This is a genomic window from Halobacterium bonnevillei (genome assembly GCF_009831555.1).
Classification (GTDB): domain Archaea; phylum Halobacteriota; class Halobacteria; order Halobacteriales; family Halobacteriaceae; genus Halobacterium; species Halobacterium bonnevillei.
The window spans coordinates 1-9,304 of sequence record NZ_WUUU01000121.1 but is presented as its reverse complement, the minus strand read 5'-3'; the positions used below and the strand labels follow the sequence as shown (position 1 = coordinate 9,304).

At 68.9% G+C, this 9,304-nt stretch carries 14 protein-coding genes; 6 read left to right on the top strand and 8 right to left on the bottom strand.

Annotated features, from left to right (window positions below):
- Both dapB and dapA read right to left on the bottom strand, forming a co-directional pair.
- A partial coding sequence (gene dapB, locus GRX66_RS13265) for a 4-hydroxy-tetrahydrodipicolinate reductase (protein ID WP_159526993.1) occupies positions 1–591 on the bottom strand: 591 nt, incomplete at its 3' end.
- Positions 588–1,493 carry a 4-hydroxy-tetrahydrodipicolinate synthase gene (gene dapA / locus GRX66_RS13260; protein WP_159526992.1) on the bottom strand — a complete coding sequence of 302 codons (906 nt, stop codon included), beginning with the start codon at positions 1,491–1,493 and terminating at the stop codon, positions 588–590. The genes dapA and dapB, both read right to left, overlap by 4 nt.
- Positions 1,494–1,843: 350 nt before the next feature.
- Between dapA and GRX66_RS13255 the strand changes: the two genes are divergently transcribed.
- Both GRX66_RS13255 and GRX66_RS13250 read left to right on the top strand, forming a co-directional pair.
- A complete protein-coding gene (locus tag GRX66_RS13255; protein ID WP_159526991.1) occupies positions 1,844–2,485 on the top strand; it encodes a metallophosphoesterase family protein in 642 nt (213 codons plus the stop codon).
- A 117-nt stretch (positions 2,486–2,602) separates the two neighbouring features.
- Positions 2,603–3,100: a LabA-like NYN domain-containing protein gene (locus GRX66_RS13250; RefSeq protein WP_159526990.1), complete on the top strand. Its 498-nt coding sequence runs from the start codon at positions 2,603–2,605 to the stop codon at positions 3,098–3,100.
- On the opposite strand, the gene GRX66_RS13245 is transcribed toward GRX66_RS13250, so the two are convergent.
- On the bottom strand, positions 3,097–3,285 hold the full coding sequence (locus tag GRX66_RS13245) for a hypothetical protein (RefSeq protein WP_159526989.1): 189 nt from the start codon (positions 3,283–3,285) through the stop codon (positions 3,097–3,099). The genes GRX66_RS13250 and GRX66_RS13245 overlap by 4 nt on opposite strands.
- Positions 3,286–3,470: 185 nt before the next feature.
- Between GRX66_RS13245 and GRX66_RS13240 the strand changes: the two genes are divergently transcribed.
- The 3 genes from GRX66_RS13240 to GRX66_RS13230 all read left to right on the top strand — a co-directional run bounded on the left by GRX66_RS13240 (position 3,471) and on the right by GRX66_RS13230 (position 5,252).
- Complete coding sequence (locus GRX66_RS13240) at positions 3,471–3,944, top strand: PUA domain-containing protein (protein WP_159526988.1); 474 nt, start codon at positions 3,471–3,473, stop codon at positions 3,942–3,944.
- Positions 3,945–4,131: 187 nt separating this feature from the next.
- Entirely contained in the window at positions 4,132–4,536 is a 405-nt protein-coding gene (locus GRX66_RS13235) for a nascent polypeptide-associated complex protein (RefSeq protein ID WP_159526987.1), read from the top strand.
- The gene (locus GRX66_RS13230; protein WP_394351532.1) at positions 4,533–5,252 is read left to right on the top strand and encodes a methyltransferase domain-containing protein; all 720 of its coding nucleotides are present in this window, start codon (positions 4,533–4,535) and stop codon (positions 5,250–5,252) included. Before GRX66_RS13235 ends, GRX66_RS13230 begins: the two co-directional genes overlap by 4 nt.
- Positions 5,253–5,445: 193 nt before the next feature.
- Here GRX66_RS13230 and GRX66_RS13225 read toward each other — a convergent pair whose 3' ends face one another.
- From GRX66_RS13225 to GRX66_RS13215, 3 genes are all read right to left on the bottom strand, one after another.
- Positions 5,446–5,760: a transcription factor S gene (locus GRX66_RS13225; RefSeq protein ID WP_159526986.1), complete on the bottom strand. Its 315-nt coding sequence runs from the start codon at positions 5,758–5,760 to the stop codon at positions 5,446–5,448.
- Positions 5,761–5,798: 38 nt separating this feature from the next.
- Positions 5,799–6,056 carry a DUF5789 family protein gene (locus tag GRX66_RS13220; RefSeq protein WP_159526985.1) on the bottom strand — a complete coding sequence of 86 codons (258 nt, stop codon included), beginning with the start codon at positions 6,054–6,056 and terminating at the stop codon, positions 5,799–5,801.
- 89 nt (positions 6,057–6,145) lie between these two features.
- Positions 6,146–6,919 carry an enoyl-CoA hydratase/isomerase family protein gene (locus GRX66_RS13215; RefSeq protein ID WP_159526984.1) on the bottom strand — a complete coding sequence of 258 codons (774 nt, stop codon included), beginning with the start codon at positions 6,917–6,919 and terminating at the stop codon, positions 6,146–6,148.
- Positions 6,920–7,022: 103 nt separating this feature from the next.
- Here GRX66_RS13215 and GRX66_RS13210 point away from each other — a divergent pair, with 103 nt between their 5' ends.
- Positions 7,023–7,544: a DUF5797 family protein gene (locus GRX66_RS13210; protein WP_159526983.1), complete on the top strand. Its 522-nt coding sequence runs from the start codon at positions 7,023–7,025 to the stop codon at positions 7,542–7,544.
- 33 nt (positions 7,545–7,577) lie between these two features.
- On the opposite strand, the gene GRX66_RS13205 is transcribed toward GRX66_RS13210, so the two are convergent.
- Both GRX66_RS13205 and GRX66_RS20035 read right to left on the bottom strand, forming a co-directional pair.
- On the bottom strand, positions 7,578–8,906 hold the full coding sequence (locus tag GRX66_RS13205) for a PQQ-dependent sugar dehydrogenase (RefSeq protein WP_159526982.1): 1,329 nt from the start codon (positions 8,904–8,906) through the stop codon (positions 7,578–7,580).
- A gap of 57 nt (positions 8,907–8,963) precedes the next feature.
- Complete coding sequence (locus GRX66_RS20035; protein ID WP_267903088.1) at positions 8,964–9,242, bottom strand: DUF5787 family protein; 279 nt, start codon at positions 9,240–9,242, stop codon at positions 8,964–8,966.
- Positions 9,243–9,304: the final 62 nt, after the last annotated feature.

The following is a 9,304-nucleotide window of genomic DNA, read 5'->3' as shown; positions in this document are numbered from 1 at the left end:
GTGTTCGCCGGTCACGTCGCCGGCCCGGCGCGCATGCACGCCGATTTCGCCGTCTTCGCGGGGCTGCTCGCCCTCGCGGCCGTGGACGCGGTCGCCCCCATCTCCGCGAACCGCCTCGATGCGGTCCAGCAGCACCTTCGCGGTGCCGCTTGGCGCGTCCCGCTTCCCGTTGTGGTGGGTTTCGGTGACCTCCACGTCGTACTCGGGGAGCGCCCCCACCGCTTCCGCGACGACGTCCAGCAGCGCCTGGACGCCGCGGGAGAAGTTCGCGCCCAAAAGCACGGGGACGTCGCTGCCCGCGTCCCGGAGCGCTGCCAACTCGGCGTCGCTGAATCCGGTCGTGCCGACGACGACGGGGACCCCAGCGGTCGCACACGCGGTCACGTAGTCGAGGCTGACCTCGGGGACAGTAAAGTCCACGACCGCGTCAGGATTTCGCGCATCCGCCAGCGCGTCGAACTCCTCGGCGGAGTCGAGGTCACCGGCAGCGTCCCGCGTCGTGGCGAACGCAACCTCGATGCCGCGCGCTGCGGCCTCCTCGCGGACCTCGCGGCCCATCCGACCGGTCGCGCCAGTCACCCCGATTCTCATGCAGGTACCTCCGGTTCGTCGAGCGCGTCCAGCGCCTCGCGGAGTCGCGCCCACGTCGCGTCGTCGGGCTGGGTGAGCGGCGACCGGTAGCGCGCCGGTCCGTCCCCGCGGATCTCCTGGGCGGCCTTCACGGGAATCGGATTCGTCTCCGCGAACAGCGCGCGGTTCAGCGGCGCGAGTTCGTGGTGGCGCTCCCGGGCGGCCTCGGAGTCGCCCTGGAGGGCCGTCCACACGAGGTCGCTGACGCGCTCCGGTTCGACGTTCGCGGTGACGCTGATGGTGCCGGTGCCGCCAACCGAGAGCACGGGCAGCGTCAGGCCGTCGTCGCCCGACAGGACCGCGAAGTCCTCGCCGCGCGTGCGCTCGACGACTTCGCTGATGCGGCCGAGGTCGCCGCTGGCGGCCTTGTAGCCGACGACGTTCTCGTGGCTCGCCAGCGCGTCCGCGGTTTCCACCGCGATGTTGCGGCCGGTCCGCGACGGCACGTTGTAGATGATCTGTGGGGCGTCCACCTGGTCCGCGATCTCCCGGTAGTGGGCCTCCATGCCCTCGGGTTCGGGCTTGTTGTAGTACGGCGAGATGAGGAGGAGCGCGTCGGCGCCGGCGTCCACGGAGCGCTGGGAGAGGTCCAGCGCTTCGTGGGTCGAGTTACTGCCTGAGCCAGCGATGATCGGCACGTCGTCGCCGGCCGCCTCGACGACGGCCTCGACGACCTGGACGTGCTCGTCGTGGGTCAGGGTCGCGCTCTCGCCGGTCGAACCGACCGGCACGAGGCCGTCGACGCCGCTGTCGACGAGGCGGCGCGCGTGCGCCTGGAGTCGGTCGAAATCGATACTGCCGTCGGCCGCGAACGGCGTCGTCATCGCCGGGAAGACGCCGGTCACGAGTGTTGTGTGGTCCATCTGGGTTCAGTCTGGGTCGGGTGTGGTGTGCGGGCCGTGCGTCCATCGGCGGCCCGACACGGGGATGCTACGCCCGCAGCGAGCCGAACGAGTCGGCTGTGCTGCGTTTGCGTTTACCCGAGAAGGAGACGGCGCTCTCGACGGTCGCGGCCCGCGTGCCGAGAGCACCAATCATACGCAATACTGTGGCCGTCCTGTCCTAAAGGCTTGTCGCCGGTCGCAAGGACTGCCCGAGTTTCCCGTCACGCGTCCAGCGCCCCCACCATCCATCCAGCGCCCCGCCACCCATGCCCGGTTTGTTCACGCGCGCATCGGGGGTTTTTGCCGCGTCTTGCCCCAGAACACCACGAATGCTCGTCCTCGGCGACGCACACGCTGCCACGCCCGCCCGACGGCAGTCGCTGTTCGCAGCGTACCGGGCCGCCGACGCCGACGTCGCGCTCCAGGCCGGGGACCTCATGTACTACGACCTCCCGATTCCCACGTTCTTCATCGGCGGCAACAACGAGGACTTCGACGTCATCGAAGCGCTGCGCCACGGGCGCATCGAGAGCAGCGGCGTCTCCAACGCTATCCTCCTCCACAGCACCGCCGAAACCGTCCATGGCCTCCGCGTCGGCGGGCTCTCCGGTAACTACGCGCCCACGCAGTTCGACAAGACTCGGAACCAGTTGTACGACGACCGCCGCCGGCACTTCGTCCGCGACGACGTCGAACGAGCGAAGCGACTCGACGACGTCGACGTCTTCATCGCTCACGAAGCACCCCACGGCCTCCCCGTCACCGAGGAGTACGACGTCGGCTGCACGTACATCGACGACATCCTGACCGCCCTCGAACCAGACCTCTGTATCGTCGGCCACCACCACGAACACGCCGAAAGCGAGTTCGGACCCACGCGCGTCGTCTCCCTGGCGCCCGCCTGGGAGTCGTACTACGAACTCGACCCCAACTCGCTGTCGTTGACGCGCCACGAGACCCCGTCCGCGTAGCCGGCGACACGGCGGCCGGCACGGTGACCTCGCGGGGACGATGCTACGGGCTCCGGCCCCGAGCGTAACGCATGCCGGTCGCGTACATTCTTTACATCCCCACCGCAAATCGAGGGTATGGCCCCGATACACGCTGGACAGCGCGTCGCCGTCCTGGCGGACGCGCAGAACCTCTATCACTCCGCGCAGAGCGTCTACTCGCAGAACATCGACTACGCCGCCCTCCTCGAGAAAGCCGTCCAGGAGCGGGAGCTCACGCGCGCCATCGCCTACGTCATCCGCGCGCAGTCCGAGGACGAGGACCGGTTCTTCGAGGCGCTCCAGGACATCGGCTTCGAGACGAAGATCAAGGACATCAAGACGTTCGGCGACGGGTCGAAGAAGGCCGACTGGGACGTCGGCATGAGCCTCGACGCCGTCACGCTCGCCGACCACGTCGACACGGTCGTGTTGTGCACCGGCGACGGCGACTTCTCGCGGCTCTGCAACCACCTGCGCCACGAGGGCGTGCGCGTCGAAGTGATGGCGTTCGAGGAGTCGGCCGCCGACGAACTCGTGGACGTCGCTGACGCGTTCGTCGACCTCGGCGAGCGAGACGAGACGTTCCTGCTCTAGACCATCCGGCCGTCGGAGCCGGTGCTCCCCATCAGCAGGGACCCGGCTGCCAGTCCCGTGGTCGCCAGGGCGGCCGCGACGAGCAGGACGATTGACTCGGACGACGAGAATCCGCTCCAGAACAGGAGGATACTGCTCAGGCCGAGCAACACCGCGGCGATGCCTACTTTCGTAGCGTCGTTCATGCTCGAGGGTAACTACGCGGCCTACATAAGCACATCTACTTCGGCGAGGGGCCGCCTACTCGACAGACGGCATGGGTGTTCGTACCACACAGGGTCGGGCCGAACGGACCTGGCCGACCGAGCCAGGTCGCACCGGTGCGGTGCGACCCGAAGTGGCTTTACCGCTGCCGGCCGACCGTCCAGGCATGCAGAACGCCGACGTGGACTCGCTGCGAACGGTCGCGGACTACCAGTTCGGCGCCGGCGCAGGCGCGTCGCTGTTCCCGCCGGAGGAACGCTTCGACGTGCAGCGGTCCAGCACCGGCCGCCCGCAGCAGGTCGCCCGCGACGACGGCGAACGACTCGTCTCCGTCGGTCTCCACGGGCGATTCACGCTCGGCGTCGCCGGCGGCCATCGACTCGTCGACGACCTCCCGCATCCCGCCGCCCGTGTCGTCGTCGGCGACGACAGCGAACCGTTCGTCCGGGACGGGAAGAACGTGTTCGCGAAGTTCGTGCAGACCGTCGACCCGTCCGTCCGGGCGGGCGACGAAGTCGCGGTCGTCCACGAGCGCGGCGACCTGCTCGCAGTCGGGCGCGCCGAACTCGACGCCAGTTCCCTGCTGGACTTCGACACCGGGATGGCCGTCATGGTCCGGGACACCGTCCCGGCGGAGTAGCCGACTGGGCGAGCCGCCCGGGCCCACGTCGAGGAGCGCGCTCGAACGAGAACGTGCCGGGAGCGACGCGCAAGCTAGAGCGAGGAGGGCCCAGGGAGCGAAGAGCGAAGCGAGGTTCGGCCTACGAGAGGCCCGCGCTCTACGCGGGTTCGCCATCCTTTTCACGCCGCAACGCCACTCTCCGCGCATGTTTGGCGGAGGCGGCATGAACCCACGGAAGATGAAACAGATGATGAAACAGATGGGCATCGACGTCGACGAAATCGATGCCAGCGAGGTCGTCATCACGAAGGCGGACGGCGACGAACTCGTGTTCAGCGACCCCGACGTCACGAAGATGGACGCCCGCGGCCAGGAGACCTACCAGATCATCGGCGAGCCAGAAACCCGCGCGAGTGCCGGCGGCGCGATCGAAGCCGGCGAGCCCGAGGAGGCAGAGGCGGAAGCCGACGAGGGGAGCGAGTCCGGCGGCATCCCGCCGGAGGACGTCGAACTCGTCGTCACTCGCACCGGTGCCAGCGAGGCTGACGCACGAGCCGCGCTGGAGGCGACGGACGGCGACCTCGCCGCTGCCATCTCCAGGCTGGAGTGATTCTGCTGGTTCGCGAGGACCGGGAGTTCCTCGCAGCGCCGGGCGACGAAGTCCACACGGACCTGGGCGTCATCCACGTTCCGGAGTCCGTCGACCCCGGGGAGGTCGTGGAAACGCACATCGGCGAACCGTTCACGGTCCGGAAGCTGCGCGGCCCAGACCTCTTCAATCACCTCGAGCGCACCGGTGCGCCGATGATGCCGAAGGACATCGGCCTGATCGTCGGCCACACTGGCGCTGCGGCCGGCGACCGCGTGCTCGACGCCGGAACGGGTACTGGCGTGCTAGCGGCGTACCTCGGCCGACTCGGCGCGGACGTGGTGACCTACGAGCGAGACCCGGGGTTCGCGGACGTCGCACGCGAGAACATGGAACTCGCGGAGGTGGCCGACACGGTCGACGTTCGGACCGGCGACGTCACCGACCACGTCGACGACCTTTCGGGGTTCGACCTCCTGACGCTCGACACGGAGAACGCGCCGACTGTCGTGGAGCGAGCCGACGACCTCCTGGTCTCCGGCGGCTACGTCGCTGTCTACTCGCCGTTCGTGGAGAACGCGCGGACGACCCACCTCGCGGCGGCGGACGCGGGGCTGGCGAACGTGGAGACGCTGGAGACGATTCAACGCGAGATGGACCTCGACGAGCGCGGGTCGCGGCCGTCGACGGCGGGCGTCGGCCACACGGGCTACTTGCTGTTCGCGCGGAACCCCTGAGCGAGAGCGAGGCGCGGCGCGCTGTCGTGTCCGGGAGCTGTCCGGCGACTACTCCGTCGGGGACGGCTCGCCGCCTTTCTGCATCCGCCGTCCCGCTGTCGGTTACGACATGGCGGGTGCTGGCGCGTCACGGTATTTGAAGATTCGGCGAGCGACGCTGGTCGGGTTCGGGAGTCAGTGGCCGCGTCGCGAGTCAGTTGTCGTCTTCGCGCCAGCGGTGTTCGCACTCCGTGCAGATGAAAAAGCGCGTCTCGGACTCGTCTGCAGACCGAATCTGTTGCATGTACCAGTACGCGGAGTCGTTGCCGCATTCTCGGCACACGACCTCCGTCCTCGGGAGGCCGCGGTCCTCGGCGTCGCTGACGTCGACGACTTCCGTCTCCTCCTGGTCTTCAGTGATGACGAACGAGGCGTCCGGGTCCTTCGGCTGTTTGTTGCCGCAGCTCCCACAGACCCAGAGGCCGTCGTCTGCTTTCATCATCGAGCCGCACTCGTCGCAGAACTCCATACCACGTCAAGGCCGTGCCCTCAGTTAAGCCCCGTGTTTCAGCCCTCCCCCTCCGATTGGCCGGGTTCCCCGACGGCTTCCGTCGGGAGGTTGTTGTAGACGGCCGCCTCCAGGTCGTCGACGTCCACGAACACGTCCTCGGTGACGCGGCTGAGGACGTCTCCGAGTCGTTCTTCGCCGTCGGCGTACCGGAGTACGACGTCCTCGAACTCGGTGATGGCGTCCGCTCGCGTCGCGGGGTAGGTGAGCGCGTCGAGTTCGGCGCGCAGCTCGTTGAGTTTCACTTCCTTGGCCATGTGAACACATACCACCCTAACGCCCGTAACTGTTCTCCCCGACGGTCGTCGTCGAGCCAGGAGTCGCCGGGTCGGTCAGACAGCGCTCGTTACTCGAAGTCGGGCTCGCGGGAATCGAGAAACGCCTGCATTCCCTCGCGCTGGTCGTGGCTGCCGAACAGGCCCGCCCACGTCCGGCGCTCGAAGTCGAGGCCGGCGTCCAGGGAGGTCTGCGCGCTCTGATTCAGGGCTTCTTTCGCCGCGCTGAGTGCGGTCGCGGGCTGGGCTGCGAGGTCGCCGGCGAGGTCCGCGACGTGGTCGTCGAGTTCGTCGTGTGCGACGACGTCACCGACGAGTCCCTCCTCGAAGGCGTCGGTCGCGTCGAGGCGGTCGCCGAAGTAGATGAGGCGGCGAGCGGTCTCGTCCCCGACGAGCCGCGGCAGCCGTTGTGTACCGCCCCACCCGGGAATGATTCCGAGGTCGATCTCGGTCTGCCCGAGGACAGCCTGCTCGCTGGCGACGCGGAGGTCGCAGGCGAGCGCAATTTCCATCCCGCCGCCGAACGCGTACCCGTTGATCGCGGCGACGACGGGCGCGGGGAACGCCTCGATGGCCGCTGTGAGGTCGTGCCCGAGTTCCGCGTACTCGTGGGCCTCCTGCGGGTCCATGTCCTGCATGTAGGAGATGTCTGCGCCGGCGATGAACGCGTCGTCGCCGGCGCCCGTGAGGACGAGCACGCGAACGTCCTCGGCTTCGGCCTCCTCGACCGCGTCCTGCAGGTCGTGCAGCGTCGGGACGTTCAGCGCGTTCAGGCTCTCCGGGCGGTTCACTGTGATCGTCGCCACACCGTCGTCGTCGACGGATAGCTGGACCGTGTCTGCCATGCGTAGAGGCACGCGGACGGTCGACTAAACAGTCGGGGGTCTGGACCCGAACACCGGCTGGGGCTTCGCAAGCCCGAAATAGGACGGCGGAGTAAGAGCGTCCATGACGCTCTCCGAGACGGACCGCGAGCGGCTGGCGGACATCGTGGAACTCCAGCCGACGAAAAACGGCGTCCTCCAGGACCGGTGGGGGATGGAAAGCGGGAGCGACGTCCACCAGTACCTCGAGTCCGAGCTGCGGGACTACTACTACCGCGACGAGAACAGCCTGATTCGCGCGACGACCGAGGCCATGGAGCTCGTCGGCGAGGGCGGCGAGGGCGAGGAGGCGCCCGCCGTCCACATGTCCGACAACGAACGTCGCGTGTTCGCGGTCATCGCGGGGCCGGACGACCGCGCGGAGAGCGTGGTGTCGGTCCTCCACGCAGTCCGCGACCAGTACGACGTCCCCGACCTGGACGCTGCGGACATCCGGCGCGCGCTCCAGACGCTGAAGCGGAAGGGCATCGTAACCGTCGAACACCGCACCGTTCCGACGTACAAACTCGCCGTCCCTCGCGAGGACGTCAACGTCGAGGAGGACGCCGGCGAGGACGGCGAACACGCGGCGGCCTCGGAAGCCTGACCGAGCGGACGACCGTTTTCTCGAGGAGCGACGTCAGACCGCCCGGAGGCGGTGGACCCCTCCGCCGTCGTCGCCACTCCCGAGGACGTACAGCTCGCCGTCGTGTCGCTGGAAGGAAAACACCCGCTGGAGGGCGTCCGCGTCCCCGTCAGCGACCGGGAGGACGCGGGTCGGCCACTCGCCGTCGCTTCGCGGTTCGGCGGCGAAGAGGCGGCCGCGCGCTCTGAGGTCGCCGAAGACGAACGCCCCCCGGAGGCCCGGGACGGCGGACCCGCGATAGACGTTGCCCGTGATGACCGACACGCCGCTCACCGCGGCGTCGCTGTGGGGGTACTCCACGACTGGGTCGATGAGGGATTCCCCGCCGCGAACGCTGGACGGCGTGCGGTCTACGCAGTCGTCGGCCCCGAAGCAGTGCGCGCCCTCCCGGACGTTCCAGCCGTAGTTCCCGCCCGCGCGAACCTCGTCGATCTCCTCGTAGCGGTTCTGCCCGACGTCACCGACGTAGAGGTCCTCGCCGTCGAACGCGATTCGCCACGGGTTCCGGAATCCCCACGCGTAGTGCTCGTCCAGGCCGGGTTCTCCGACCAGGGGGTTGTCGTCGGGCACGCCGTACGGGTCGCCGTCCGGTCGGTCGTCGACGTCGATGCGGAGGATACTCCCGAGCCGGTTCTCGGTGACGTCCTGGCCGTTCCCGCCGGCGACGGCGTCGTACCAGTCTTCGACGTGGCCGCGGCCCTGATCGTCGCCGCTTCCGCCGTCACCGACGCCGACGTAGAGGTAGCCGTCCGGACCGAACGCCAGCGATCCCGCGTTGTGGTTCGACTGCGGCTCGGGAATCGTCAGGACGGTGCGTTCGGAATCGCGGCGCGCGGTCAGTCCGTCGTCGGCGACCCGGAACTCCGCGAGCACGAACGTGTGGCTGTACCCGTCCGGCGTTCCCTCCCTGGCCGGCGCGGAGTACCGGACGAACAGGCGGCGGTTGTCCGCGAACTCCGGGTGGAGCGCGAGCCCCAGGAGCCCGGCCTCGTAGCCCGTGACGACGGCGTCACTGAGGTCCAGCAGCGGCGTTGATCGGCGGTCGCCGTCTTCGAGCACGCGTACGACGCCGCGTTGCTCCGCGACGTACTGGCGGTCGGCGTCGTGCGCGAAGGCGACGTCGACTGGGGTGTCCAGGTCGTCCGCAATCGTGTCGAGGGCGACTTCTTCCGAGCGGTCGCGGGTGGTGGAGGACGCCGTCGTCGATGCCGTCCCTCCGTCGGTCGACGGGGCTGCACTCGCATCGTCGCCCCCGCCGCCAGCGCAGCCAGCGACCACCGCGGCGACACCCGTGGCGGCGGCGAGGTACTCCCTCCGGTTCATTCGTCTACTAGACGGGTCGCTGGCCGGTAAAAACACCGGTCCGGGAGACGGCCGCTGCTATCGCCGTCGCTGCCGTCGCTCGTCGAGCACGCGTCGAATTGCGGCGCCGGGTCCGCCGGAGAGCGGCCAGCCCGCTGTCGCCACGCCGGCGGCTCGGGTTCGTACTCGGGGCACGACCCCGAGCACTCCGCGGCTGTCTGCTCGCGGGCGTCGCCGCGCAGTACGGCACGTACCCGTCGGTCGGGCTCGCTGGAGCGCGAAGTGCCGGCAGTCCGGCCGCATCGTGTCCAGGTACGACCGCCAGCCGCGCTCGTAGGCGCGCTCGGCGATCTCCAGGCGCCTTGTCTGCCTTCAGTCGGCGTCGATGTATTCGAAAGCTCGCGGGCAGTGATCAACGG

Bases quoted from the DNA above. Each gene is read 5' to 3' on its own strand.
- GRX66_RS13240 (WP_159526988.1), top strand. From the start codon at position 3,471: ATGCAGAACGCCGACGTGGACTCGCTGCGAACGGTCGCGGACTACCAG.
- GRX66_RS13215 (WP_159526984.1), bottom strand. From the start codon at position 6,919: ATGGCAGACACGGTCCAGCTATCCGTCGACGACGACGGTGTGGCGACG.
- GRX66_RS13220 (WP_159526985.1), bottom strand. From the start codon at position 6,056: ATGGCCAAGGAAGTGAAACTCAACGAGCTGCGCGCCGAACTCGACGCG.
- GRX66_RS13210 (WP_159526983.1), top strand. From the start codon at position 7,023: ATGACGCTCTCCGAGACGGACCGCGAGCGGCTGGCGGACATCGTGGAA.
- GRX66_RS13205 (WP_159526982.1), bottom strand. From the start codon at position 8,906: ATGAACCGGAGGGAGTACCTCGCCGCCGCCACGGGTGTCGCCGCGGTG.
- GRX66_RS13245 (WP_159526989.1), bottom strand. From the start codon at position 3,285: ATGAACGACGCTACGAAAGTAGGCATCGCCGCGGTGTTGCTCGGCCTG.
- GRX66_RS13235 (WP_159526987.1), top strand. From the start codon at position 4,132: ATGTTTGGCGGAGGCGGCATGAACCCACGGAAGATGAAACAGATGATG.
- dapA (WP_159526992.1), bottom strand. From the start codon at position 1,493: ATGGACCACACAACACTCGTGACCGGCGTCTTCCCGGCGATGACGACG.
- GRX66_RS13250 (WP_159526990.1), top strand. From the start codon at position 2,603: ATGGCCCCGATACACGCTGGACAGCGCGTCGCCGTCCTGGCGGACGCG.
- GRX66_RS13225 (WP_159526986.1), bottom strand. From the start codon at position 5,760: ATGGAGTTCTGCGACGAGTGCGGCTCGATGATGAAAGCAGACGACGGC.
- GRX66_RS13255 (WP_159526991.1), top strand. From the start codon at position 1,844: ATGCTCGTCCTCGGCGACGCACACGCTGCCACGCCCGCCCGACGGCAG.